We start from the raw sequence: 24,302 nt of genomic DNA on the forward strand, positions 1-24,302 counted from the left end.
TTCACTTCATACAGAAAGGAGGAACTTCATTGCGACATCCATTTATGTTTCCACCTTCCCGTTCGCCTATGCCGCCTATGTGGCAACAACCGATGATGCGCCAAGCACAAGGGGGCATGTTTTCCCGATTGTTTGGCAGCCAATTCCCTGCTCAAACGTTTGGTGCTGGCGGCGCATTGCCAAGTATCGATTCGATGTTAACGAATGTACAAAAAATGTTAAACGTCGTTCAAACGATTACACCAATGGTGCAACAGTATGGTCCACTCATTAAAAGCGTTCCATCAATGATGCGCCTTTTTCGCGAATTTAAACAATCAGACACAACAAACGAAACAACTAAAACAGCAAGCGAAACAAACGAAACAGCACGCGCAACGAGCGCGGCAACGACCGAGCAACACCCCCTAAAAAAACAACGCCAAATTCCAACAAAACGCGAGCGAAAACAAGAAAAAACGAATGAAAAAGGGAGATCTGTACCAAAACTATATATTTAACTTTTGTATGTTCGCCCCTTCTTTTATATAATGAATACGACAAACACGCCAAGAAGGAGCGATCCATATGGAAGTCATTAAAATTACGCCACGCGGATATTGTTACGGAGTCGTTGATGCGATGGTCATCGCCCGCAACGCCGCTCTCGATCCGACGCTACCAAGACCGATCTACATTTTAGGCATGATCGTTCATAATAAACATGTGACAGATGCGTTTGCAGAAGAAGGAATTATTACACTTGACGGTCCGAATCGACTTGAAATTTTAGAAAACATCGATCGCGGCACAGTCATTTTTACTGCTCACGGCGTTTCACCTGAAGTAAAACAGCGAGCAAGAGAAAAAGGGCTTGTCACCATTGACGCTACATGCCCGGATGTGACAAAAACACACGAGCTTATTCGCGAAAAAGTGGCGAATGGATACGAAGTCATTTACATCGGGAAAAAAGGGCACCCTGAACCAGAAGGGGCTGTCGGCGTTGCGCCACACGCCGTTCATTTAATTGAAAAACCTGAAGATGTAGAACAGCTAAACATTCAAGCAAAACATATTATTGTTACGAACCAAACGACAATGAGCCAATGGGACGTTGCACATATTATGGAAAAAGTAAAAGAAAAATATCCACATGTTGAAATGCATCGTGAAATTTGTTTAGCGACACAAGTGCGGCAAGAAGCGGTCGCTGAACAAGCAAAAGGAGCAGATGTCACAATCGTTGTCGGTGATCCGAGAAGCAATAATTCGAATCGACTTGCCCAAGTATCTGAAGAAATTGCCGGAACGAAAGCATATCGTGTAGCGGATGTGACTGAAATTGACATCGAATGGATTAAAGACGCCAAAAAAGTAGCGGTTACTGCCGGCGCATCTACACCGACACCGATTACAAAAGAAGTCATTGACTTTTTGGAACAGTTCGACCCGAACAATCCTGAAACATGGAAAAGAGAACGAAAAGTTCCGCTTACAAAAATTTTACCAAAAGTGAAAAAAAGAGGCGAATAAGCCTCTTTTTTATATAAACGTAAACGGCTCCGTATGAGCTTTTGATACGTATATATCGACATCAAATTTTTGTTTTGTAAACATCGTTTTTAATACGTTCGCCACCCCTTCTTTCATTACTTTTTCGACATGATGTCCCGGATCAACGACATTCAAACCTAACATTAACGCATCATGAGCGACATGATAATATAAGTCGCCAGTGACATACACATCCGCACCGCTCATTTTTGCTTGGTGAATATATTTATTTCCATCTCCACCGATGACTGCAACTTTCCGCACGCGACTCATCAAATCACCAACGACACGAACAGCCGGTACGCGCAATGACTGTTTGACATGTTCGGCAAATTGTTGTAATGTCATTTCTTCGCTTAACGTCCCAATTCGCCCAAGCCCATATGTCGTTCCTTTATTTTCAAGTGGATATATATCATATGCCACTTCTTCGTACGGATGTGCTTGCAACATCGCTTGAACAACTTTTCTTTGCAGCCGTGCAGGAACAATCGTTTCTATGCGCACTTCTTCTACTGTTTCTAACGTTCCTTGTTGACCGATAAACGGATTAGCTCCTTCCTCCGGTCGAAACGTTCCGATTCCTTCGCTATTAAATGTGCAATGGCTATAATTTCCGATATGTCCAGCTCCCGCATCACCAATCGCTTTTCTTACTGCATCCGCATGTGTCCGCGGCACGAATACAACAAGCTTTTTCAGCGGTTCTTCATACGTGGGCACAAGAACATCAACGTTTTGCAACTGAAGTGCTTCAGCGAGCCAATCATTTACCCCACCTTTTGCAATATCTAAATTTGTATGTGCTGCATAAATCGCAATATCGTGTTTTATACACTTTTCAATCATACGACCGTACGGCTGATCGGTAACAATATGTTTGAGCGGACGAAAAATCGGTGGATGGTGTGCAATGATTAAATCAATCTTTTGTTCGATCGCTTCATCGACAACATGTTCTAATACATCTAACGTAATCATGATACGGCGAATCGGTTTATTTAGCGTGCCGATTTGTAACCCGATTTTATCGTCTTCCATCGCTAAATGTTTCGGCGCAAACTGTTCAAATAATTGAATGACTTCATATCCGTTTGGTGTCTTCATCGTTTCAAAACCTCCTCTACCATCTGTAATGTGTCAATAAATTGTTGTCTTTTTTTGACCGCTTCCTCCGTTTTCGCATATTTCAATTGCTCGATAACGTTTTGCCAATGCTTCATTTCCATTGTCCATTTTTTTTCAAATACTTCGTTTCGTTCTTTTAGTAAAAATGGACCGAGCAACAGTTCAACATGAAGTTGCGTGTATGGACGATAAGGATCGCCACGCTCTGCAACGAGCACTTCATATATTTGCCCATCTTCCTCTAAAATGCGTTCATCAATTAATTCCCACTTATTTTCTAGCAACCATTTTCGTACAATATGCGCACCGACATTCGGTTGTAAAATTAAACGTTGAACCGATGTCAATTTTTCCTTTCCTGCTTCTAAAATATTTGAGATGAGCGTTCCTCCCATCCCTGCAATTGTTACACAATTTACTTCATTCGGCGCCACAACTTGTAGCCCATCCCCTTTTCGAACGGAAATGACGTGAGAAAGCCCACACTTTTCGACTTGTTGTTTGGCAGAGCGAAACGGTCCGTCCGCTACTTCCCCTGCAACTGCTTTTTTTATGTATCCGTGCAAATACGCATAACACGGCAAATACGCATGATCTGAACCGATGTCTGCTAGTACGCTTCCTTTTGGAATAAATGAAACAACTGTTTGCAATCGCTTAGATAGCTGTAATTCGTTCACGATCATCACCACACTTTTTTCTTCAGTTTATCATGTTTTATTAAGAAACGAAAAATCCCTTCACCGAAGTAAAGGGATCTTTCTTCTCCGCTTATTTTAATTCAGAAAGCCATTTTGCCATTTCTTCTGCTTGATCTGCAGGAACTAATCCAGCTGGCATGCTTCCGCGACCGTTTACTAGCACGTCTTTAATTTGGTCAACAGATAGACGATCACCGACACCTTTTAATGCCGGACCAACGCCACCTTCATAGTTCGCACCGTGACATGCAACACAGCTTTTTTTGTAAATGTCTTCTGGACCTGCAGCTGCTGTTTCTTCTGTCTTCGCGCCGCCTTCTTTCTCTTTCGCAACTTCTTTCATATCCCCGAGGCCTTTTACAGACAGAAAGAAAATGAGACCAATTCCCATCACCATAATAAGTGCAAATGGGATTAACGGATTGCGATTCATACTTTACCCTCCCTTATGTAATAAAGCATGTTTTTCAAAATGAAAACGTTACAAACAATTTTATTGTACTTTAAATTCCCATAAAGGAAAAGCCCTGTATGTAAATTTTTTTAAATGAAAAATGAAGAAAAAAGAAGAATGATGCCGACCACGCCTGAAATGACGAAATACATCAGCGAAAAGCGCCAGCCGATCAACAGCCAGACGAAACAATTGCCCATTACAGCAACCGCTAATGCACCTGTGCTCCCAGAAAAATAAACATCACACGCGCGAATAGAAAGCAGAAGAAGTGATAAAGCACCACCGATAAGAGCGATATGAACAACGATTTTATGTTTTGCAAAAAAACGAACAGAAACAAAACAAATTATGACAAAAAGTGACAAAATGAGCATTTGCAAAACGAACGACAATTCAGTAAAATAAATGACAAGAAGGGCGAAAAGTAAACATATACCGATCATCATTGCGGTTGCACGAATCGCCCACGCTGGAACTTGCTTCGTTGGCGTCTCAACATCATCGCGATTTCCTTCCGTGTACAACGCAAGCAAAAAATCGCAATATTGTTCCGGCAGTAATCGCGTTTGTTTCCAATATTTAATTTCATTAATAATGATTTCTTTTCGTTTTTGTTCCATTGAATACGCATTCCTTCCTAAATAAAGAAATAGCTTACTTCCATTGTAAGAAGTAAACTATTTCTTGTAAACGGTTATTCTAAAAAGTCTTTTAAACGTTTGCTACGGCTTGGATGACGTAGTTTTCGCAACGCTTTTGCTTCAATTTGGCGAATGCGTTCGCGCGTAACACCAAACACTTTGCCCACTTCTTCAAGCGTTCGCGTACGTCCATCATCAAGGCCAAAACGAAGACGAAGCACATTTTCTTCTCGATCTGTTAACGTATCTAACACATCTTCGAGTTGTTCTTTTAACAGCTCATACGCTGCGTGTTCAGCTGGAGATGTCGCATCTTGGTCTTCAATGAAATCGCCTAAATGGGAGTCGTCTTCTTCGCCAATTGGCGTTTCAAGCGACACAGGCTCTTGAGCAATTTTTAAAATTTCTCTCACTTTTTCTGGCGTTAAGTCCATCTCTTCCGCAATTTCTTCAGGAGATGGTTCGCGGCCGAGGTCTTGTAACAGTTGACGCTGAACGCGAATAAGCTTGTTAATCGTTTCGACCATATGAACAGGGATGCGGATCGTGCGCGCTTGGTCAGCAATAGCACGGGTAATCGCTTGGCGAATCCACCATGTTGCATATGTGCTAAATTTATATCCTTTGCGGTAATCAAATTTTTCGACCGCTTTAATTAAACCCATATTTCCTTCTTGAATTAAGTCAAGGAAAAGCATGCCACGACCAACGTAACGTTTCGCAATGCTAACAACGAGGCGAAGGTTCGCCTCAGCTAAACGACGTTTAGCTTCTTCGTCTCCTTGTTCAATGCGTTTCGCTAGCTCAATTTCTTCTTCAGCTGATAATAGCGGTACGCGACCAATTTCTTTTAAATACATGCGAACAGGGTCGTTAATCTTTACCCCTGGAGGAACGCTTAAATCATTTAAATCGAACTCTTCGTCTTTTAAATCATCGAAGTCTGGGTCGTCTAAATCGGCCTCATCCAAATCGGATTCGCCGACGACTTCGATCCCTTGTTCATTTAAATACTCATAATATTCATCCATTTGATCGGAATCAAGATCAAATGCAGATAATCGCTCAGCGACTTCTTCATAGGTAAGAACGCCACGTTTTTTACCTAGCTCGACTAATTGTTCTTTTGCTTGTTCTAACGTTAAATCGGAATGTGTTGACTTTTCAGCCATTTATTCCCCTCCTTCCAAAATGCAAAGACTTTCGCAACGCAATGATTTCGCTTGCAATGCGTTTCGCGCGCTCATAATCTTTTTGCCGTTCGGCATCGCGCAACTGCGCTTCTTTTTGCTTGAGCAACTGCTCTCTTGGGTAATTGAGCACGCATTGAATGTAATCTCGTAACTCGGCTGACGAGATATCTTCGTTGATCGGCATCATAGACAGTTCTGTAACGATGCGTTTTAGTTGCGGATCATGAATGCGTTCAAGTAACGAGCTTACATCGGGTTCGTGTCCTTCTTCGTAAAACGCATATAAATAGGCGGCAATAGCGCGATGTTCTTCGACGTTAAATGCGCCTTCAATCGCCTCTTGAACAGCAAATGCGATCGCTTTATCGCGCAACATATGAGCAATTAACATTCGCTCTGCTTTTTGAAAAGCTGGTAACAGTTTCGCCTTCACAGGCACAACAACCGTTTCACGACGTTCTTGCTTTTGTTCTACTTGCTTTTTTCCATAAATCATCATTTGCTCGCGTAGCGCATCCATAGAAATGGAAAACTCATTAGCTAGTTGTCGTAAATAATAATCCGCTTCAATTGCATTAGATAACCGACTAATTTCTTTCACAGCTTCTTCAATATAGCGAAGACGCTCACTTTCGTTTTGCAAATGGCGGCCGCGCTTTAAATATTCAAGCTTAAACGCTGTCAGCGACAAACTTGCATCAAGCACATGATGGCGAAAACGATCCGCGCCATATCGGCGTACATACTCATCAGGGTCGAGCCCATCTGGCATCATCGCAACTTTTACATAACAGCCAGCCCCGGCGAGCGTTTCGGATGCTCTCAAAGCAGCGTCTATTCCCGCTCGATCTCCATCATAACAAACAATGACCGATGAAGCATTGCGACGAAGCATGCGCGCCTGTTCTTCCGATAAAGCTGTTCCCATCGTTGCTACAGCATGGGAAATGCCAGCTCGCACAGCAGCGATCACATCTGCAAATCCTTCAAACAGTACAACTTGCTGTTTTTGGCGCATCGGCAAACGTGCTTCATGAAAGTGATATAAAATATGGCGTTTATTAAAAATTGGCGTCTCGGGGCTATTCATATACTTCGGCTCTTCGTTTCCGAGCGCTCTCCCCGAAAAAGCAACCGTTTCTCCTTGATGGTTATGGATCGGAAACATAACGCGATGACGGAAACGATCAAAATATAAGTCCTCTCCCGATTTTTTCACAATGAGTCCGGCCTGTTCCATAAGCGGAAGTGAGAAGCCTTTGTTTGCTAAAAATGTGACAGCTGCATTCCAAGACGGCAAAGCATAGCCAATTTCAAACTGTTCGATGAGCTCGCGCGTAAAGCCCCGTTGAAGCAAATAGTTTAATGCTTCTTCCCCCTCATTTGTATGCATAAGCAAATGATGGTAAAACTTTTTTAATAACTCATGCGCAGCAATCATCGTCGCTGTTTCTTTCCGTTCCGCTGTCGGATGCTCATCAACGACGTGCGATAAATCGACATTTGCTCGCGGTGCTAATCGCTTCACCGCCTCTATGAATGTAATTCCTTCGATGTCCATCAAAAACGAAAACACATTTCCGCCTGCCCCACAGCCAAAACAATGATAAATTTGCTTTTCTGGTGAAACAGAAAAAGAAGGTGTTTTCTCCCCGTGGAAAGGACATAACCCAAAGTAGTTGCGTCCTTGCTTTTTTAGTGAGACATACTGTTGGATGATGTCTACAATATCGACTGAGCGACGAATGTGCTCAACCGTTTCCTCAGGAATGCGTTGTCCCATATTTCAACAGCTCCAAACATATTTCGACAAAACTTGTTTCTGAAATAGAAATGTTTTGTATGTTTTTATTCTCCATCGCGCGAAACAATCCTTCTTTTTAACAAAAAAATATTGTCGAAAATCCCGATGCATTGTCACTTGACAATTAGCTATAAATAGTTTATTCGTCCTATGTTCAATCTAAACCTGTTTTATCACAATTTTTTATTATAATACAAAAAACATCAATTGGCTATAAAGTTTTTTATGAAAAAGGAAAAGCACATATCACACGTTGTGACTGTGCTTTGACTGCTTATTTTTCCCTTTTACGCATAATATTCATAATGACGTTCGCTGTTTCTTCGACTGCTTTATTTGTCACATCAATGACTTCGCAGCCCATTTTTTTTACGATCCCCTCAAAATATTGCAGCTCTTCTTTAATTCGATCAATGTTTGCATAAATGGCACGGTCATCTAATCCGAGCGATTTTAACCGCTCACGGCGAATTTCATTTAGCTTCTCTGGACTAATTTTTAAGCCAAAACATTTTTCAGGCGGTACTTGAAACAATTCTTCAGGTGGATCTACTTCTGGAACGATCGGTACGTTCGCCACTTTAAATCGTTTATGGGCTAAATATTGTGATAACGGTGTTTTTGACGTGCGCGATACACCAACTAAAACGATATCCGCTCTTAAAATACCGCGTGGATCACGCCCATCATCGTACTTAACCGCAAACTCGATCGCTTCGATTTTTCGGAAATAGTCTTCATCTAATACGCGAATCGGTCCAGGTTCACAACGTGGCTCCATTTGTAATAACTTCGCCATTTGCTCAATAAGCGGTCCGATAATGTCGTATACAGGCACTCCTTCACGTGCCGCTTCGGCTAATAAAAATTGACGCATTTCTGGTACAACTAACGTAAATACAATGATGCCGCGATTCATTTTTGCTAAAGCGACGACTTCCGATAACGTCTCCACATCTTCGACATAAGGAACACGTCGAAATTGAACGAGCGCCCCTTGAAACTGGCTCGCTGCTGCCTTTACAACGAGTTCGGCCGTCTCCCCTGCTGAGTCGGATACGACGTATACGATTTGACTCATGATTTTCCCCCTTTAAAGCACGTCTTCATTCGCTAACGCGACAAGCACCTTCGTCATATTCGTTTTCGTGATGCGCCCTACAACTTCGTACCCTTTGTCCACCTTTTTAACGACAGGCATCGCATCAATTTGTTTTTCAATTAATTTTTGGGCGACATCAATAAGCAAATCATCTTTTTCACAAAATGTAATATTCGGCATGCGTGTCATAATAATATTGACAGGAATAGATGTCAACTCTTGTTTTCCGATGCTCGCGCGCAACAAATCTTTGCGTGACAATGCCCCGACAAGCAACGAGTCATCATCTACAACAAATAACGTTCCAACATCTTCTAAAAACATCGTGACAATCGCATCATAGACGCTCACGTTTTCGTTAATGACAACAGGAATAGACTGATAATCGCTCACTTTCATTTTTTTAATTTTATCAGCAAGCAGCTGCGTCCCCGTTTTTCCTGTATAAAAATAGCCAACACGAGGTCTCGCTTCTAAGTACCCAGCCATCGTTAAAATGGCTAAATCAGGCCGCAACGTCGCCCGTGTTAAATTGAGCTTTTCAGCAATATGCTCACCTGTAATCGGCCCGTGGTCTTTGACGATTTGTAAAATTTGTTCTTGACGTTTATTGAGTTCGATTGTCGCTCACCACCTTACAATAGGCTACACTATAAGACCATATTATAATTCATCGTTATATTTTGCAAACAAAAGTGGGAAGCGGACAACGTTATATTTGTCCGCTTTCACCTTTTAACATATGGATCTGCTGTAAAAACCGTTTTGTTTTCAGCGAAAGACCTGAATATTCATCGTAATAAGCTGAAATGATCGTTTGTAGTTGTTGTTTCGTTTCTTGTTTGACAGCAATTTGGCCGATGCGAGACAAATCGACGTAGTAAAACAGGCGAAGTAATTTTAAAACCGATGGCGTCATCGGGATGCGGTGTGGATCGAGCTCAAAACAACGATGACAAAGAAATCCTCCTTGTGCAATCGAAAAGGCAAACGTTCCTTCCTTTTCCCCACAAACAGCGCAGCCATCTAACTTCGGATACAGCCCGAATGCCGGAAGCAATTTCATTTCATATATGTACGTTAATACTTCGGCATCGAGCCCTTCATTCATATACGTGAGCGTTTGTAAAAGAAGTTCAAACAAATACGGATTTGGTCGTCTTTCTTCCGTTGCTTTATCTGTCAATTCGACAACGTATGAGGCGTATGCTGTTAAAAAAATGTCTTCGCGTATATGGCGCATCGTTGAAAGCAATTCCCCTTGATGTAAGCTTCCGACGCCGCGACTTTTTTGAACAAGATATATGCCGTATGTAAATATTTGCGTAACAGAAGAAAGGCGGCTGCTTGGCTTTTTCGCTCCTCGTGCCATCGCAGCAACCTTTCCCCATTCGCGCGTAAATATCGTTACAATTTTATTCGTCTCTCCATAGTCAACCGTTCGAATAATAATTCCTTCACATTTTTCAAACATATAACATAACCTTCCAAAGTTAAAGGACGTGATAATCTCTTTCAGTGATATGATACGTGGAATCGTTGGCTTGCTCTTGCGTTTCGCGTTCTAGCTCCTTAAACAAAAGATACGTGTCAATATTCCCTGTTTGACTGAACAGTTTCCAGGTAAAATCGAGCATCGAACCACACCTTTCTCTCGTTAGTTGACGGTGATTGAGCAGCTCACTTGTAGTTTGCCCTTTTTGCGCTGTCGCAATGTCTTTTAAAATTTTACAGCATTAATACTCATCTTCACGATAGCCAAGGTCTCGCAACTGTGCCATTTTATTACGCCAATCTTTTTGCACTTTTACCCATAATTCTAAAAACACTTTTGAACCGAGTAGCGCCTCAATATCAGCGCGCGCACGTTGACCAATTTCCTTCAACATTTGACCGCGCTTGCCGATAATAATTCCCTTTTGCGAATCACGCTCAACGATAATGGTCGCTGCAACATATACCGTATCGCTATTTTCTCGACGTTCAATCGAATCAATGACAACCGCAATCGAATGCGGCACTTCTTCCCGCGTCAAATGGAGCGCTTTTTCGCGAATGAACTCAGCAATAATGAATCGTTCAGGGTGATCCGTTATTTGATGCGCTGGATAATATTGCGGTCCTTCAGGCAAATAATGTTTAATTTGCTGCAACAACGTTTCTACATTGTTGCCTTGCAACGCTGAAATAGGAATGACTTCAGCAAATGAATGGAGCGAGCGATATTGCTCAATGAGCGGCAATAAATCATCTGGGTGCACTTCATCAATTTTATTAATGACTAAAAACACCGGTGTTTGCACTTGTTTTAAACGTTCAATAATAAACTCATCACCGCGACCGAGCCCCTCGACAGCATTCACCATAAATAAAATTAAATCAACTTCTTGCAACGCGCTTTGCGCTACTTTTACCATAAAATCGCCAAGCTTATGTTTCGGTTTATGAATGCCCGGCGTGTCAATAAAAACAATTTGCGCGTCATCTGTTGTGTACACACCTTGAATTTTATTGCGCGTCGTTTGCGGCTTATCGCTCATAATTGCAATTTTTTGACCGATGACGCGATTTAAAAATGTAGATTTTCCTACATTTGGTCTTCCGATAATTGCTACGAATCCTGATTTATATCCTTCTCGAACCATAGATACCTCCACCGCATAAAGTATGCTTGCTTTTTATTTTACCAAAATATGAACGTGATTTCACTACTATTTGTGAAAATGTAAAGAATTTTTAAAAAATACATACAAATAAGGAAAGAAAATGGAAATTCCTATCATTACCGCCAAAAAAGCAAATACAAGTACAGCGCCAGCGGCTAAATCTTTTGCTTCTTTCGCTAAGGGCCGATACTCATCTGTCACTAAATCAACCGTCCGCTCTATTGCGCTATTGACGATTTCTAAACTAATGACTGCTCCAATCGTCAAAAGCAACACGAGCCATTCCATTTTCGAGATGCGAAACATCGCTGCAGAAACGATAACAGCAACCGTTGCCACGAGATGAATGCGCATATTTCGTTCATGACAAACGGCAAGACGAATGCCGTTTAAAGCATATAATACGCTAGCGACAAACCGCTTCCAACGCATCATCAATCATCTCGTTAAGCCAAATTGTTGTAATAGTTGTTCTTGTTTCGTAAACATCTCTTTTTCTTCTTCTTCTGTTTCATGATCATAGCCAAGCAAATGTAAAAAACCGTGTACAGCTAAAAAACCGAGTTCACGCATAAATGAATGACCATATTCCTCCGCTTGCTCGCGTGCTTTCGGCACAGAAATAATAATATCCCCGAGCATAGGTGGAACATCTACACCGACAATTTCAATTTCTTCTTCGCCCATTTCTTCAAGGGCGAACGAAATGACATCTGTCGGCTGATCTTTTCCACGATAATCGCGATTCATTTCGCGAATTTTTTCATTGTCAACAAACGTAATGCTCACCTCTGCGCCATCTGGCACATTCTCTTCCTTTGCCGCATGTTGCAATAGTTTTTCAATGAGTTCTACTTGCTCTTCTGTTATTTCATTTGTTTCATCCATAAAGTCAATCACTAACATAAAATTCCCCTCTTTCTTCTGTTAAAGTGCAAAAAGGACCCACATCAACATGGGTCGCATTTACATTCCAGCATCTTCGTATGCAGCGATAATTTTTCCAACGAGTGGATGGCGTACAACATCAGCTTGCTCCAAAAAGACGAATGAAATTCCGCTTACATTCGTCAAAATGTCTTTTGCAATCGCAAGCCCAGAACGAACCCCTTTCGGTAAATCGACTTGTGAAATATCGCCGGTGATCACCATTTTCGAGCCGAAACCGAGACGTGTTAAAAACATTTTCATTTGCGAAGGCGTCGTATTTTGCGCCTCATCTAAAATGACAAACGCATCATCTAACGTTCGCCCGCGCATATAGGCAAGCGGAGCAATTTCAATTGCACCGCGTTCAATTAATCGTTGGGTATGTTCATGACCGAGCACATCATGAAGCGCATCATAAAGTGGGCGTAAATACGGATCGACTTTTTCCTTTAAATCCCCCGGCAAAAAGCCTAAATTTTCCCCTGCTTCAACAGCTGGACGCGTCAAAATAATCCGCTTGACTTGTCCGTTTTTTAACGCCTGTACAGCCATCACAACCGCTAAATACGTTTTTCCCGTTCCTGCTGGTCCAATCCCGAAAATTAAATCATGGCGCTGGATAGCGGAAACGTATTGACGCTGACCGAGCGTTTTAACGCGAATCGCTTTCCCTTTCGCATTTTTTCCGATTTCTTCATTGTACAATTCAATAAAGTAAGAAATCATTCCATTTTTCGCCATTTGTAGCGCATACAGCACATCACGCTCGCTAATGACAATTCCTTTGCGAATAACAAGCAACAAATGACGCAACAACTCATCAACAAGCTCAATATGTTGTTTGTTTCCTGACACGCTTACCGATTCGCCACGCGTCACAATCGAAACACCAAGTTCTTGTTCAATGCGTTTTAAATGAACATCGTGCGTACCGAACAAAGCGAGCGCTTCATCTGCATTTTGTACGTTAAGGTGAATCGTGACAAACTGTTCTGACATTCCTCAGTCTCCTTGAATAATTGGTTGTGGTATCGCAATGTTTTCAATGACCTGGTAATGTATTTCTACTTTTACTTTACCATTCTCCTTCGTCTCATGCAAAACTTTTTCACCTTGAATGTTCGCATCCGCAGGTAGTTGTCGCTGTAACTGCTCGCGCGCAATTTGTTTCGCTACCGCTTTTGCTTGTTCGTACGAATACTCACGAACGGCTACTTCTTTTTCACGCCAGACGACTTTTTCATAAACAATCGGTAACGTCCATGTGAAAAAGCGAAACGTTTTTTCGTCTACTTGTTTTTCAAATTGTGAAAACGGCTCTTCATGATCCCAAAAAATCGGGATTTTCCACGACCAAAAACGAATGTAATGTGTTTCACGCTTTTTTCCCGTCAACATATAAAACGTCGTTTTCATCGGAACAGCAACAGTAGACTTGTACCACGTCTCGCCTAAAATTTGACCGCGCGCTGGCACGATCTCTGTCTGTCCTTCTTTTCCAATAAAACCGGAAACGAGCAGTTGCCCCGGAACGACATGTTCATTCACTTCTACAACCGCTTGACCTTGTTCAACAAACATATACGTAATGACTGCTTTTTTCTTCGCAACAAGATGCTGGGGGGCATTCGATTTCGTTTCTGTTGGTCGCTTTTTTTCAACGACTTGACAATATAACGTCGTTCCACGCCACTCCACACCAATCCACGTAATCGCGTCTATATTGTTCATTAACGTTCGCTGAATCGTCTCAGGAGACGGAATGACAAATTGCAATGCACCGCGCTCAACCCCTATTTTTTTCAACTGCTGCCTAACAGTATGTTCGACTTCTGGATTCGCCCCTGTTACTTCAATATGCCAAATCATGTTAGATAATATAAACACGATACATACAAACGTAACGACTCCGACAACGATACCGCTATTTTTCCACGATGCTTTTAACCAAAACGGTGCACCTCGTCGATCGAGAACATATAATTTACAACCGCTTTTTCTCATCGCCCCTCGCACATGATGAATATCGCGAAGGAGCATATGGCACGTTAGCGAATTTTCCCCTTCCCGCTTTACGTTCCATACGTATATCCCACGGCGTGTAAATTCATTTAATAACCGTTCTAATCCTTTTCCAACGATACGTACCCGTAAATTTCCAGTCAACTGATACATCCATTCGTTTTTCACACCCGCCCCCCCTATTCTTCCAAATATAAAACTTGACTAATTTTCCCCTCTAGCAAAATTTCTTCTGGCAAAATGGTTTTAATGGTAAACGATTCCCCTTTGACAAGCAACTGCCCGTTTTTCAACAACAAGCGCAATTCGCGATCCGTAAACAAAAGCAAACCGCGATGATTTTCTATGTAGATATGAATATGTCCAATCATCGTAATACGGGGGAGGTCAGCGACAACATCTGCAGGCAGTTCCATTTGATTCGTTAGCCATTGTCGCATTTTGTTTTTCCATTTTCTAATCATAAACAAAACCCCCTTTCATCTCATATGTATGAGTGAAATGGGGGTTATAGCACTTATTTTCTACCGAACGGACGCTTTGCCCGCGGTGGACCGAGCACTTCTGAAAAAATTACACCTTGCACGAGCGGATGTGTAGGCAATTGTTTTGCTTTTGTTTGCCGCTTCACAGTCGGCTGTGACACGGCGATTTGCTCCTGTTTTTGTTTGACTGTCCGTCTCGTTCGCGGTTCAACTTCTATCAAAACAGGTGCCGACTGTTGTTCTTGCTGTTCTTTTTGCTCGACCGTTTCTTCCAATGCTTTGATCCGTTTTCCAATCCAAGAAATAAACGCTCCTAAAATAAAGACGACAAATATGTTATCAAAAAGCCAATCAATGAGCATCATCATTCATTCCTCACTTTTGCTCATCATCGGGATGTTGGGTGAGCTTACCAATCGAATCACGCATATTCGTATCTGCCATAATGTTTTTTAAGTTCATGTAATCCATGACACCAAGTTTACCGGAACGGAGCGCTTCCGCCATCGCAAGCGGCACTTGCGCTTCTGCTTCCACAACTTTTGCCTGCATTTCTTGCACGCGCGCTTTCATTTCTTGTTCAAGCGCAACTGCCATCGCCCGACGTTCTTCCGCTTTCGCTTGGGCAATCTTTTTATCTGCTTCCGCTTGGTCTGTTTGCAATTCAGCACCAATGTTTTTCCCGATATCAATATCAGCAATGTCGATTGATAAAATCTCAAACGCTGTCCCTGAGTCTAATCCTTTTGCTAATACGGTTTGTGAAATCATATCTGGATTTTCAAGCACTTTTTTATGATCGTCCTGAGATCCGATCGTTGAAACAATCCCTTCCCCTACACGTGCAATAATCGTTTCTTCCCCCGCACCACCAACTAATCGATCAATATTTGCGCGTACAGTGATGCGTGCTTTCGCTTTCACTTCAATACCATCCATCGCTACACCAGAAATAAACGGTGTTTCAATGACTTTTGGATTGACGCTCATTTGTACCGCTTCTAATACGTTTCGACCAGCTAAATCAATTGCCGCACAACGTTCAAACGTTAAATTAATATTCGCTCGCTGTGCAGCAATTAACGCATTAACGACACGATCGACATTTCCTCCTGCTAAATAATGGCTTTCTAATTGGTTAGTTGTGACGTCAAGCCCTGCTTTTTTTGCCTTAATTAACGGATTAATGACGCGCGATGGAATGACGCGGCGCAACCGCATCCCAATAAGTGTAAAAATGCTAATAGGCACACCAGAAGCAAGTGCGGAAATCCAAAGCATAACTGGAACGAACGAAAAGAATACAGCTAACAATACAAGCCCTAGCGCAAGCGCAATAATAAATAAAAGTTGATCCGGTGTCATACGATTTCCTCCTCTTTTTTACATTCTCGAACGACAACTTTTAACCCATCTACATCAATAACTTCAATTGGCCGATGTCGTTCAATATATTCCCCTTCTGTGACAACATCTACACGTTCGTCATCAATGAGCGCCGTTCCTGCTGGCCGCAATACAGTGATGGCCACTCCGCGTTTCCCAATTAAATCAACACGCGCTTCATGAGACACATACCCTTCTTCATTCCGCTGTTCATCGGTAAGCACGATTTTTTCAAAAAGCGCCATCTTTTTTTTGCTCACCCGACTGAGCCATATGCCCATCATAATCGCACTTACAACCGCTACGGCTAATGACACTGTAACGAACGGGGAATGTTTTGCGGCTAAAAATAAGCTCCATACGAGCGTACCGAGCCCAAAAAAGCCAATGACTCCACCCGGCACAAACAACTCAATGACTAATAAAATAAGTCCAATCGCAAACAACATCATCGCCCCAACGCTTGTTAAACCAGCTACTAAATGCGATGAGAAAAAAAGTAAAAAACAAATGATGCTTACAGTTCCTTTCCATCCCCAGCGCGCATCGTACAGTTGCCAAACGAACGTGACGCTGCCGGCAATTAACAAAAGCGCCGCAAGAAACGGATGGGTGAAAACAACAATTGGACCGGCCATGCTTTTTCCTCCCTTCACCTTTATTATGTACGTATGAAAGAAGAAAAAGTTTCAAAAATCAAAAAAACACCTCACGATATCGTAAGGTGTTTTTAGCTTAAATGTTGTTGAACAAGTTTGTTGACGAGCGAGCCATCCGCTTTTCCTTTTACTTTCGGCATGATCGCTCCCATGACTTTACCCATATCCGCTTTTGAGGAAGCGCCGACTTCGGCAATCGTTTCTTTGACGATTTGCACTAGCTCTTCTTCGCTCAACTGCTTCGGCATGTAAAGTTCAAGAACCGTAATCTCTTCCTTGACTTTATCAACAAGGTCTGTGCGACCAGCTTTTTCAAATTCTTGGAGGGAGTCTTTACGCTGTTTTAATTCGCGAGAAAGTACGGTTAATTCTTCATCTTCGGTCAACGTTTTGCCAAGTTTAATCGCTTCGTTTTGCAAAGCGGATTTCACCATGCGAATGACCGACAATTTGTCCTTCTCTTTGTTTTTCATCGCTTGCTTCATATCATTGTTCAAACGTTCGAGAAGACTCATAAATACACCCTCTTTTAATATTTGCGCTTTCTAGCCGCTTCAGACTTTTTCTTACGTCTTACGCTTGGCTTTTCATAGAATTCGCGCTTTCTTGCCTCTTGCAACGTACCTGTTTTTGAAACCGCACGTTTGAAGCGACGAAGAGCATCTTCAAGCGACTCGTTTTTACGAACGATCGTTTTCGACATCCTACTTCCCTCCCTCCGAACAAAACCGCTAATCCTTGGTACATGTGGAACATGTACTTTCAAAGTATAATATAACCAAGTTCATAAGTCAACTTCTTTTTATGAGCTTAATCGAATAGTATCGTTGATGTCATGAATAACGCGGACAAACTCGCCTTCGTTATACGGATAGCCTGCTTTTGTAATTTTCACTTTAACAAGTTGACCGACCATCTCTTCTGTTGCTGGGAATTTTACTTTTAAGTAGTTGTCCGTATAGCCAACATATAAGCCGCTTGCTGGATCTTCTTTGTACAGCTCTTCTGGAATGACTTCAAGCACTTGTCCTTCAAACTTCGATGCATATTCTTTCGCTAGTTGATCAGAAAGTGCAATTAAGCGATGAACGCGCTCATTTTTCACTTCTTCATCTACTTGATCTGGCATTCTTGCTGCTGGCGTGCCTGTCCGCTTCGAATATGGGAAAACATGCAGTTCAGAAAACCGTTGTTCACGAATAAACGTATATGTCTCCATAAATTCTTCTTCTGTCTCACCTGGGAAGCCGACAATGACGTCGGACGTAACAGCTAAATCTGGAAATACTTCACGCAAACGCGCTAACCGTTCCGCAAAAAATTCCGTTGTATATTTGCGACGCATCCGCTTCAATACCGTATTTGAACCTGATTGCAACGGAATGTGCAAATGGCGGACGATTTTATCGGATCGTTTCAATACTTCGATCACTTCATCGGTAATTTGGCTCGCTTCAATCGACGAAATACGCAATCGTTTTAATCCTTTCACTTGCTCATCAATATCGCGCAACAACATGGCAAAATTGTAGTCTTTCATATCTTCACCATATCCGCCTGTATGAATGCCTGTTAGGACAATTTCTTTATAGCCTGCATCAACAAGCTGTTGCGCTTGACGAATGACTTCTTTCGGATCGCGTGAACGCATTAAGCCACGCGCCCATGGAATGATACAAAATGTACAAAAGTTATTGCATCCTTCTTGGATTTTAAGCGATGCGCGCGTTCGATCTGTAAATGCAGGCACATCCAATTCTTCATATACGCGCGTTTTCATAATGTTGCGCACACCGTTAATCGGCTCACGCTGTTGTTTAAACTGCTCGATGTACTCTAAAATTTTTCCGCGATCTTGTGTGCCGATGACAATATCGACACCTGGAATCGCCATCACTTCCGCTGGGGAAGTTTGCGCATAACAACCTGTTACACAAACGACCGCATCTGGATTGCGACGCACCGCACGTCGAATGACTTGGCGGCTTTTTTTATCTCCTGTATTCGTGACTGTACATGTATTAATAACATATACATCGGCATGAGTCTCAAAATCTTTTCGCTCATATCCTGCTTGTTTAAATAATTGCCAAATCGCTTCTGTTTCGTAATGATTCACTTTGCATCCTAACGTATGAAATGCAACCGTTGGCATATATATCACCTCACTTAAGTTCCCATTCATAAGACGCCGCTGACAATGCATATAACGGTGCCGTCTCCGCTCGTAAAATGCGCGGTCCAAGACTACATGTCATGAAGCCATGTTGTTTTAATAACGTCACTTCTTGCTCGGATAAACCGCCTTCTGGTCCAAAAACAAGAAGAAGCGACTCGCCTGCACTCATCGTTTGAAGAAGATCGGCAAAGGCACGATGTTTTCCTTCTTTCGCTTCTTCTTCGTAAGCGATACATTTATAATTCATGTCGTTCGCCCACGCAATGAGTTCACGAATCGTCATCGGAGCATAAACTGACGGCATATATGCTCGGTGAGATTGTTCAGCTGCTTCTTTCACAATTTTTTGCCAACGTTCCACTTTTTTATCGCCTTTTTTCTCGTCCCATTTGACGATCGAACGGGATGTCATGAGCGGAAGAAAGCCTCTTGCTCCAAGCTCTGTTCCTTTTTGTAAAACGAGTTCGTATTTATCTCCTTTTAACAGTCCGCTTGCGATATAAATGTGCATAGGCAGTTCAACATTTGCCTCTAACCATTGTATAATACGGCATCGGACAAAATCATTGGACATTTGTTCGATCTCACAAAGCATCGTTTCACTACGCTCATTACAGCAAAGAAGACGATCACCTTCATTCATGCGCATGACCCGCCCGATATGATGGACGTCATCGCCAGAAATCATGATGTGATCGCCAACGATTTGCTCGTTACGTACGAAATATCGTTGCAACGCGAACACCCTTTTTATTGTTTTTTCGCAATAAATGCGATCCAATCTTCCATCGTTAACGTTTCTTCAATCATGAAACCAGCGCGAAGAAGACCTTCTTTCACTTCTTGTTTTTTCGTTTGAATAATGCCCGATGTAATAAATACGCCTCCCGGACGCAACGAACGATACGCATCATCGACAAAACGAAGAATGATTTCAGCCAAAATGTTCGCAACGATGATATCTGCTTGCTCATCGAATCGATCAAGTAAATTGTTTTGCGAAACGGTAACGACATCGTGTACTTTATTCAGCTTTACGTTCAACTTCGCGCTTTCTACTGCAACCGGATCTAAATCGAGCGCATGCACACGTTCAGCCCCTAACATGGCTGCGGCAATGCTTAAAATGCCTGAACCTGTACCGACATCGACGACCGTATCGCCTTTTTTTACCGTTTTTTCAAGCGCTTGAATACACATCACAGTTGTCGGGTGCGTCCCTGTACCGAACGCCATGCCCGGATCTAGCTCAATAATTAGTTCATCGCTCGAAACCGGTTCATACGTTTCCCATGTCGGAACGATCGTAAACCGCTCAGAAATTTTGACAGGGTTATAATATTTTTTCCACGCTGTTGCCCATTCCTCTTCGTTCACTTCGCTAATTGTAATTTTGTTTCGCCCAATATCGATGTTATATAACATTAAATTGTTAATCGCCTGTTTAATTTCTTCGACCGTTTCACCTAAAAAGCTATTTACCGGCAAATATGCCTTAATAATAACTCCTTCCTCGGGGTAATCGTCAGGATTGAGTTGGTAGATTTCCCCGTAAGTCGCTTCTCGTTCTTTCGTTAATTCAAATGGATCTTCAATGACGACGCCACCCGCACCCGCTTCGTGTAAAATATTTGAAATCGCCTCGACCGCTTCGTGTGTTGTATGAATGCTTATTTCAGACCATTTCATGATCTACCAACTCCTCCTTCACGTTACTCCCCTTTAAATGCTCGCTTCACTTTCGCAAAAAAGCTATCTTCTTGTCCATGCCCTTGACTGAGTTGTTCAAACTCACGCAACAATTGTTTTTGACGTTCGGTTAACTTCGTTGGTGTGACAACACGAACCCGAATATGTTGGTCTCCTTTTCCGTATCCATGCACATTCGGTACTCCTTTTCCTTTTAAACGGAATTTCGTACCTGTTTGCGTGCCTGCTGGAATTTTCAATTTCACTTTTCCATACAACGTCGGCACTTCAATATCCGCACCAAGCGCGGCTTGTGTAAACGTAATTGGCATTTCACAATAAATATCATCGCCATCGCGTTCAAAAAACTCATGTGGTTCGACATGGAAGACGATATATAAATCTCCCGCTGGTCCGCCATTAATACCCGGTTCACCTTGACCGGCTAGACGGAGCTGTTGACCGTCATCGACACCGGCAGGAATTTTGACGTGAATTTTTTTCCGTTTTTTTACACGCCCTGTTCCATGACATGTCGAACATTTTTCTTTAATAAAGTGTCCTGTGCCACCGCAATGATGACACGGGCGACGATTTACGATGCGACCAAACGGCGTCGCCTGCTCAATTGTTAATTGACCTGTACCGTGACAATGTGCGCACGTTTCTTTTTTCGTTCCTGGCTTCGCCCCAGAACCATGGCACGTATCGCACGTTTCTTCACGTGGAATTTCAATGTCCGTTTCTTTTCCAAAAACAGCTTCTTCAAATGTAAGTCTCATCGTATATTGCAAATCTGCCCCTGCACGCGGTGCGCTCGGATCACGTCGACGCCCACCGCCAAAAAAGCTACTAAAAATATCTTCAAAGCCGCCAAACCCACCGAAGTCAAAATCAGCCCCGCCAAATCCACCAAACTGCTGGTTCGGATCTGTATGGCCGAATTGATCGTAATGGGCGCGCTTTTGGTCATCGCTTAACACTTCGTATGCTTCTTTAATTTCTTTAAACTTTTCAGCTGCATCGGGCGCTTTGTTAATATCTGGATGATACTGTTTTGATAACTTTCGATATGCTTTTTTAATTTCTTCTTTTGTTGCGTTTTTACTCACGCCGAGCACTTCATAGTAGTCTCGTTTACTCATGATCACCCACTCCCGACTCGTTCACATGAACGTAATTTTATCATTGTCTGAACTTGTTGCGCAATATATTTGATGTTTCCATAGCAAAAAAGTCAAAGCCAAGGCAGGCCTGACTTTGACTTTTTGTTTGTTTACTTATCTTCTTTCACTTCTTCAAATTCAGCATCGACGACGTTGTCGTCTTTTTTGCCTTCGCTTTGTTGTGCTTGCGCTTGTTTAGCCGCTTGCTCATATAGCTTAATAGAAAGCTGTTGCACAACTTCTTGCAACGCGTTTTTCTTTGCGCGAATGTCTTCAATATCTTTGCCCTCAAGCGCTGCTTTTAATGCATCTTTTGCTTCTTGCGCTTTTTTCACATCCGCTTCGTCTACTTTTCCTTCTAATTCTTTTAACGTTTTTTCTGTTGTGAAAATGAGATGGTCTGCTTCATTGCGAAGTTCCACTTCCTCTTTTCGCTTCCGGTCTGCTTCTGCATTTTCTTCTGCTTCTTTAATCATGCGTTGAATTTCTTCTTCAGACAAACCAGAAGAAGATTTAATTGTAATCGATTGCTCTTTATTTGTACCTAAATCTTTCGCCCGCACGTGCACAATACCGTTCGCGTCAATGTCAAATGTCACTTCAATTTGCGGTACACCGCGCGGAGCTGGCGGAATGTCTGTTAATTGGAAGCGACCGAGCGTTTTGTTATCGGCAGCCATCGGACGCTCACCTTGTAACACGTGAATGTCTACAGCCGTTTGGTTATCTGCTGCCGTTGTGAAAATTTGTGATTTACTTGTTGGAATCGTTGTGTTGCGTTCAATTAATTTTGTAAAGACGCCACCCATCGTTTCAATACCGAGCGAAAGTGGTGTCACGTCTAATAATACGACGTCTTTTACGTCCCCTGCGATCACTCCACCTTGAATCGCTGCACCGATCGCAACAACTTCATCTGGGTTTACACCTTTATGAGGCTCTTTGCCAATTTCTTTTTTAATCGCTTCTTGAACAGCTGGGATGCGCGTTGAACCACCAACAAGAATCACTTTGTCGATATCAGCTGGCGTCAACCCAGCATCTTTTAACGCTTGACGAACAGGACCCATCGTACGCTCAACTAAGTGCGCCGATAATTCCTCAAATTTTGCGCGCGTTAACGTCATTTCTAAGTGAAGTGGACCATTTTCATTTGCGCTAATAAACGGCAATGAAATTTGCGTTTGCATCACGCCTGAAAGCTCTTTTTTCGCTTTTTCTGCCGCATCTTTTAAACGTTGCAACGCCATTTTATCTTTTGATAAATCAATGCCATGTTCTTTTTTGAACTCCTCAACTAAATAATCAATGATGACTTGGTCGAAGTCGTCACCACCAAGATGGTTGTCACCAGCCGTCGCTTTGACTTCAAATACGCCATCACCTAATTCAAGAATCGATACGTCAAACGTACCGCCGCCAAGGTCATATACGAGAATCGTTTGATCTTCATCCATTTTATCTAATCCGTATGCTAACGCTGCTGCTGTCGGCTCGTTAATGATGCGCTCGACTTCTAAACCAGCGATGCGACCAGCATCTTTTGTCGCTTGACGTTGCGCATCGTTAAAGTATGCTGGAACAGTAATGACCGCACGTGTGACCGGTTCACCTAAATATGCTTCCGCATATGATTTTAAGTATTGCAAAATCATCGCAGAAATTTGTTGTGGTGTGTATTCTTTTCCTTCTACTTGTACTTTATAGTCTGTACCCATATGGCGTTTAATCGAAATGATTGTGTTTGGGTTTGTAATCGCTTGACGTTTTGCGACTTCACCGACTAAACGCTCACCGTTTTTAAACGCAACGACAGATGGTGTCGTGCGACCTCCCTCTGGGTTTGGAATAACTTTTGGTTCTCCACCCTCTAGCACAGCGACACAAGAGTTTGTTGTACCTAAGTCAATGCCGATAATTTTGCTCATACATAATCCCTCCTCATTGATTTACTTTGACCATTGCTGGACGAATGACACGATCTTTTAATTTGTAGCCTTTTTGAAATTCTTCAACAACCGTGTTCGGTTCATAGTTTTGGTCATCCACTTGCATCACCGCTTGATGCACATGAGGATCGAACGGTTTTCCAACCGATTCAATCGCCTCGACCCCTTCTTTTTTGAGCGCTTCAATTAATGCGCGATAAACCATTTCCATCCCTTGCAATAACGATTTTGCTTTTTCATCTTCGACTTGCACTTGTAACGCGCGTTCAAAGTTATCTAAAATCGGCAACAAATCGGAAACTAAACTTTGCGCGCGGTATTTTTCAGCAGCTTCCATATCTAAACGCACACGGCGACGGTAGTTATCGAAATCGGCATGCAATCGAAGCAAACGGTTTTCCGCTTCCGCTAACTTCGCTTCCAATTGGGCGATTTTTTCGTGCGCAAGCGATAACTCGTCTTGCTCTTCTTGTTGTGTTTCTCCACTTTGCACTTGCTCCTCTTGCGCTTGCTCCTCTTGCGCTTGCTCGTCTTGCGCTTGCTCGTCTTGCACGTTTTCACATTGTTCAACCGTTTCATCATATGTACGCTGTTCTTTCTCCATCTTCT

General features: G+C 42.5%; 29 protein-coding genes. 2 read left to right on the forward strand and 27 right to left on the reverse strand.

What is annotated here, in order from left to right; all coding sequences use genetic code 11:
- The first annotated feature begins 29 nt into the window (after positions 1-29).
- Entirely contained in the window at positions 30-500 is a 471-nt protein-coding gene (gene vrrA / locus ACPF7I_RS09945; RefSeq protein ID WP_430743488.1) for a VrrA/YqfQ family protein, read from the forward strand.
- A gap of 67 nt (positions 501-567) precedes the next feature.
- Positions 568-1,515 (forward strand): 4-hydroxy-3-methylbut-2-enyl diphosphate reductase, encoded by a 948-nt coding sequence (locus tag ACPF7I_RS09950; RefSeq protein ID WP_430743486.1) that lies wholly within the window; start codon positions 568-570, stop codon positions 1,513-1,515.
- A gap of 9 nt (positions 1,516-1,524) precedes the next feature.
- Here ACPF7I_RS09950 and ACPF7I_RS09955 read toward each other — a convergent pair whose 3' ends face one another.
- The 27 genes from ACPF7I_RS09955 to grpE all read right to left on the reverse strand — a co-directional run bounded on the left by ACPF7I_RS09955 (position 1,525) and on the right by grpE (position 24,297).
- The gene (locus tag ACPF7I_RS09955) at positions 1,525-2,643 is read right to left on the reverse strand and encodes a Nif3-like dinuclear metal center hexameric protein (RefSeq protein ID WP_430743484.1); all 1,119 of its coding nucleotides are present in this window, start codon (positions 2,641-2,643) and stop codon (positions 1,525-1,527) included.
- Positions 2,640-3,350 (reverse strand): tRNA (adenine(22)-N(1))-methyltransferase, encoded by a 711-nt coding sequence (locus tag ACPF7I_RS09960; protein WP_430745913.1) that lies wholly within the window; start codon positions 3,348-3,350, stop codon positions 2,640-2,642. Before ACPF7I_RS09960 ends, ACPF7I_RS09955 begins: the two co-directional genes overlap by 4 nt.
- Positions 3,351-3,435: 85 nt before the next feature.
- Complete coding sequence (gene cccA / locus ACPF7I_RS09965; RefSeq protein ID WP_019416904.1) at positions 3,436-3,798, reverse strand: cytochrome c550; 363 nt, start codon at positions 3,796-3,798, stop codon at positions 3,436-3,438.
- Between the two features lie 110 nt (positions 3,799-3,908).
- Complete coding sequence (locus ACPF7I_RS09970) at positions 3,909-4,442, reverse strand: hypothetical protein (protein ID WP_430743482.1); 534 nt, start codon at positions 4,440-4,442, stop codon at positions 3,909-3,911.
- Between the two features lie 74 nt (positions 4,443-4,516).
- Entirely contained in the window at positions 4,517-5,635 is a 1,119-nt protein-coding gene (gene rpoD / locus ACPF7I_RS09975; RefSeq protein ID WP_430743481.1) for an RNA polymerase sigma factor RpoD, read from the reverse strand.
- A complete protein-coding gene (gene dnaG / locus ACPF7I_RS09980) occupies positions 5,628-7,439 on the reverse strand; it encodes a DNA primase (protein WP_430743479.1) in 1,812 nt (603 codons plus the stop codon). Before dnaG ends, rpoD begins: the two co-directional genes overlap by 8 nt.
- A 295-nt stretch (positions 7,440-7,734) precedes the next feature.
- The gene (locus tag ACPF7I_RS09985) at positions 7,735-8,541 is read right to left on the reverse strand and encodes a pyruvate, water dikinase regulatory protein (RefSeq protein WP_042534258.1); all 807 of its coding nucleotides are present in this window, start codon (positions 8,539-8,541) and stop codon (positions 7,735-7,737) included.
- Positions 8,542-8,553: 12 nt separating this feature from the next.
- On the reverse strand, positions 8,554-9,183 hold the full coding sequence (locus ACPF7I_RS09990; RefSeq protein WP_430745912.1) for a helix-turn-helix transcriptional regulator: 630 nt from the start codon (positions 9,181-9,183) through the stop codon (positions 8,554-8,556).
- A 91-nt stretch (positions 9,184-9,274) separates the two neighbouring features.
- Positions 9,275-10,036, reverse strand: a complete 762-nt coding sequence (gene recO / locus ACPF7I_RS09995; RefSeq protein ID WP_430743477.1) for a DNA repair protein RecO — start codon at positions 10,034-10,036, stop codon at positions 9,275-9,277.
- A 19-nt stretch (positions 10,037-10,055) separates the two neighbouring features.
- A complete protein-coding gene (locus tag ACPF7I_RS10000) occupies positions 10,056-10,199 on the reverse strand; it encodes a YqzL family protein (RefSeq protein ID WP_021095105.1) in 144 nt (47 codons plus the stop codon).
- A 99-nt stretch (positions 10,200-10,298) separates the two neighbouring features.
- Positions 10,299-11,207: a GTPase Era gene (gene era / locus ACPF7I_RS10005; protein WP_430743475.1), complete on the reverse strand. Its 909-nt coding sequence runs from the start codon at positions 11,205-11,207 to the stop codon at positions 10,299-10,301.
- Between the two features lie 66 nt (positions 11,208-11,273).
- Complete coding sequence (locus ACPF7I_RS10010; RefSeq protein WP_430745910.1) at positions 11,274-11,660, reverse strand: diacylglycerol kinase family protein; 387 nt, start codon at positions 11,658-11,660, stop codon at positions 11,274-11,276.
- Positions 11,661-11,666: 6 nt separating this feature from the next.
- The gene (ybeY, locus tag ACPF7I_RS10015) at positions 11,667-12,134 is read right to left on the reverse strand and encodes an rRNA maturation RNase YbeY (protein WP_430743473.1); all 468 of its coding nucleotides are present in this window, start codon (positions 12,132-12,134) and stop codon (positions 11,667-11,669) included.
- A gap of 60 nt (positions 12,135-12,194) precedes the next feature.
- Positions 12,195-13,157: a PhoH family protein gene (locus tag ACPF7I_RS10020; protein ID WP_430743471.1), complete on the reverse strand. Its 963-nt coding sequence runs from the start codon at positions 13,155-13,157 to the stop codon at positions 12,195-12,197.
- A gap of 3 nt (positions 13,158-13,160) precedes the next feature.
- The gene (gene yqfD, locus ACPF7I_RS10025; protein ID WP_430743469.1) at positions 13,161-14,348 is read right to left on the reverse strand and encodes a sporulation protein YqfD; all 1,188 of its coding nucleotides are present in this window, start codon (positions 14,346-14,348) and stop codon (positions 13,161-13,163) included.
- Between the two features lie 11 nt (positions 14,349-14,359).
- On the reverse strand, positions 14,360-14,644 hold the full coding sequence (gene yqfC / locus ACPF7I_RS10030; RefSeq protein WP_021095110.1) for a sporulation protein YqfC: 285 nt from the start codon (positions 14,642-14,644) through the stop codon (positions 14,360-14,362).
- Between the two features lie 53 nt (positions 14,645-14,697).
- On the reverse strand, positions 14,698-15,033 hold the full coding sequence (locus tag ACPF7I_RS10035) for a hypothetical protein (protein ID WP_430743467.1): 336 nt from the start codon (positions 15,031-15,033) through the stop codon (positions 14,698-14,700).
- A 7-nt stretch (positions 15,034-15,040) separates the two neighbouring features.
- The gene (gene floA / locus ACPF7I_RS10040; RefSeq protein WP_043965503.1) at positions 15,041-16,030 is read right to left on the reverse strand and encodes a flotillin-like protein FloA; all 990 of its coding nucleotides are present in this window, start codon (positions 16,028-16,030) and stop codon (positions 15,041-15,043) included.
- Positions 16,027-16,689, reverse strand: coding sequence for an NfeD family protein (locus ACPF7I_RS10045; RefSeq protein ID WP_430743465.1), 663 nt, complete (start codon positions 16,687-16,689; stop codon positions 16,027-16,029). The genes floA and ACPF7I_RS10045 overlap by 4 nt, the downstream gene beginning before the upstream one ends.
- Before the next feature lie 92 nt (positions 16,690-16,781).
- On the reverse strand, positions 16,782-17,225 hold the full coding sequence (locus ACPF7I_RS10050) for a GatB/YqeY domain-containing protein (RefSeq protein ID WP_003393899.1): 444 nt from the start codon (positions 17,223-17,225) through the stop codon (positions 16,782-16,784).
- A gap of 14 nt (positions 17,226-17,239) precedes the next feature.
- Positions 17,240-17,413: a 30S ribosomal protein S21 gene (gene rpsU, locus ACPF7I_RS10055; protein ID WP_003393897.1), complete on the reverse strand. Its 174-nt coding sequence runs from the start codon at positions 17,411-17,413 to the stop codon at positions 17,240-17,242.
- 99 nt (positions 17,414-17,512) lie between these two features.
- The gene (gene mtaB, locus ACPF7I_RS10060) at positions 17,513-18,865 is read right to left on the reverse strand and encodes a tRNA (N(6)-L-threonylcarbamoyladenosine(37)-C(2))-methylthiotransferase MtaB (RefSeq protein WP_430743463.1); all 1,353 of its coding nucleotides are present in this window, start codon (positions 18,863-18,865) and stop codon (positions 17,513-17,515) included.
- Between the two features lie 10 nt (positions 18,866-18,875).
- On the reverse strand, positions 18,876-19,625 hold the full coding sequence (locus ACPF7I_RS10065; RefSeq protein WP_430743461.1) for a 16S rRNA (uracil(1498)-N(3))-methyltransferase: 750 nt from the start codon (positions 19,623-19,625) through the stop codon (positions 18,876-18,878).
- A gap of 14 nt (positions 19,626-19,639) precedes the next feature.
- On the reverse strand, positions 19,640-20,578 hold the full coding sequence (gene prmA / locus ACPF7I_RS10070; protein ID WP_430743459.1) for a 50S ribosomal protein L11 methyltransferase: 939 nt from the start codon (positions 20,576-20,578) through the stop codon (positions 19,640-19,642).
- Between the two features lie 23 nt (positions 20,579-20,601).
- A complete protein-coding gene (gene dnaJ / locus ACPF7I_RS10075; protein ID WP_430743457.1) occupies positions 20,602-21,723 on the reverse strand; it encodes a molecular chaperone DnaJ in 1,122 nt (373 codons plus the stop codon).
- 131 nt (positions 21,724-21,854) lie between these two features.
- On the reverse strand, positions 21,855-23,672 hold the full coding sequence (gene dnaK, locus ACPF7I_RS10080; RefSeq protein WP_430743456.1) for a molecular chaperone DnaK: 1,818 nt from the start codon (positions 23,670-23,672) through the stop codon (positions 21,855-21,857).
- Positions 23,673-23,685: 13 nt separating this feature from the next.
- Entirely contained in the window at positions 23,686-24,297 is a 612-nt protein-coding gene (gene grpE, locus ACPF7I_RS10085) for a nucleotide exchange factor GrpE (RefSeq protein WP_430743454.1), read from the reverse strand.
- Positions 24,298-24,302: the final 5 nt, after the last annotated feature.

The organism is Anoxybacillus dikiliensis, from assembly GCF_050613275.1.
Classification (GTDB): domain Bacteria; phylum Bacillota; class Bacilli; order Bacillales; family Anoxybacillaceae; genus Anoxybacillus.

What these genes read in the sequence shown, in the direction of transcription:
- ACPF7I_RS09950 (WP_430743486.1), top strand. Translation starts at nt 568, where the DNA reads ATGGAAGTCATTAAAATTACGCCACGCGGATATTGTTACGGAGTCGTT.
- ACPF7I_RS09955 (WP_430743484.1), bottom strand. Translation starts at nt 2,643, where the DNA reads ATGAAGACACCAAACGGATATGAAGTCATTCAATTATTTGAACAGTTT.
- ACPF7I_RS09960 (WP_430745913.1), bottom strand. Translation starts at nt 3,350, where the DNA reads ATGATCGTGAACGAATTACAGCTATCTAAGCGATTGCAAACAGTTGTT.
- cccA (WP_019416904.1), bottom strand. Translation starts at nt 3,798, where the DNA reads ATGAATCGCAATCCGTTAATCCCATTTGCACTTATTATGGTGATGGGA.
- ACPF7I_RS09970 (WP_430743482.1), bottom strand. Translation starts at nt 4,442, where the DNA reads ATGGAACAAAAACGAAAAGAAATCATTATTAATGAAATTAAATATTGG.
- rpoD (WP_430743481.1), bottom strand. Translation starts at nt 5,635, where the DNA reads ATGGCTGAAAAGTCAACACATTCCGATTTAACGTTAGAACAAGCAAAA.
- dnaG (WP_430743479.1), bottom strand. Translation starts at nt 7,439, where the DNA reads ATGGGACAACGCATTCCTGAGGAAACGGTTGAGCACATTCGTCGCTCA.
- ACPF7I_RS09985 (WP_042534258.1), bottom strand. Translation starts at nt 8,541, where the DNA reads ATGAGTCAAATCGTATACGTCGTATCCGACTCAGCAGGGGAGACGGCC.
- recO (WP_430743477.1), bottom strand. Translation starts at nt 10,036, where the DNA reads ATGTTTGAAAAATGTGAAGGAATTATTATTCGAACGGTTGACTATGGA.
- ACPF7I_RS10000 (WP_021095105.1), bottom strand. Translation starts at nt 10,199, where the DNA reads ATGCTCGATTTTACCTGGAAACTGTTCAGTCAAACAGGGAATATTGAC.
- era (WP_430743475.1), bottom strand. Translation starts at nt 11,207, where the DNA reads ATGGTTCGAGAAGGATATAAATCAGGATTCGTAGCAATTATCGGAAGA.
- ACPF7I_RS10010 (WP_430745910.1), bottom strand. Translation starts at nt 11,660, where the DNA reads ATGCGTTGGAAGCGGTTTGTCGCTAGCGTATTATATGCTTTAAACGGC.
- ybeY (WP_430743473.1), bottom strand. Translation starts at nt 12,134, where the DNA reads ATGTTAGTGATTGACTTTATGGATGAAACAAATGAAATAACAGAAGAG.
- ACPF7I_RS10020 (WP_430743471.1), bottom strand. Translation starts at nt 13,157, where the DNA reads ATGTCAGAACAGTTTGTCACGATTCACCTTAACGTACAAAATGCAGAT.
- yqfC (WP_021095110.1), bottom strand. Translation starts at nt 14,644, where the DNA reads ATGATTAGAAAATGGAAAAACAAAATGCGACAATGGCTAACGAATCAA.
- ACPF7I_RS10035 (WP_430743467.1), bottom strand. Translation starts at nt 15,033, where the DNA reads ATGATGATGCTCATTGATTGGCTTTTTGATAACATATTTGTCGTCTTT.
- floA (WP_043965503.1), bottom strand. Translation starts at nt 16,030, where the DNA reads ATGACACCGGATCAACTTTTATTTATTATTGCGCTTGCGCTAGGGCTT.
- ACPF7I_RS10045 (WP_430743465.1), bottom strand. Translation starts at nt 16,689, where the DNA reads ATGGCCGGTCCAATTGTTGTTTTCACCCATCCGTTTCTTGCGGCGCTT.
- ACPF7I_RS10050 (WP_003393899.1), bottom strand. Translation starts at nt 17,225, where the DNA reads ATGAGTCTTCTCGAACGTTTGAACAATGATATGAAGCAAGCGATGAAA.
- rpsU (WP_003393897.1), bottom strand. Translation starts at nt 17,413, where the DNA reads ATGTCGAAAACGATCGTTCGTAAAAACGAGTCGCTTGAAGATGCTCTT.
- mtaB (WP_430743463.1), bottom strand. Translation starts at nt 18,865, where the DNA reads ATGCCAACGGTTGCATTTCATACGTTAGGATGCAAAGTGAATCATTAC.
- prmA (WP_430743459.1), bottom strand. Translation starts at nt 20,578, where the DNA reads ATGAAATGGTCTGAAATAAGCATTCATACAACACACGAAGCGGTCGAG.
- dnaJ (WP_430743457.1), bottom strand. Translation starts at nt 21,723, where the DNA reads ATGAGTAAACGAGACTACTATGAAGTGCTCGGCGTGAGTAAAAACGCA.
- dnaK (WP_430743456.1), bottom strand. Translation starts at nt 23,672, where the DNA reads ATGAGCAAAATTATCGGCATTGACTTAGGTACAACAAACTCTTGTGTC.
- grpE (WP_430743454.1), bottom strand. Translation starts at nt 24,297, where the DNA reads ATGGAGAAAGAACAGCGTACATATGATGAAACGGTTGAACAATGTGAA.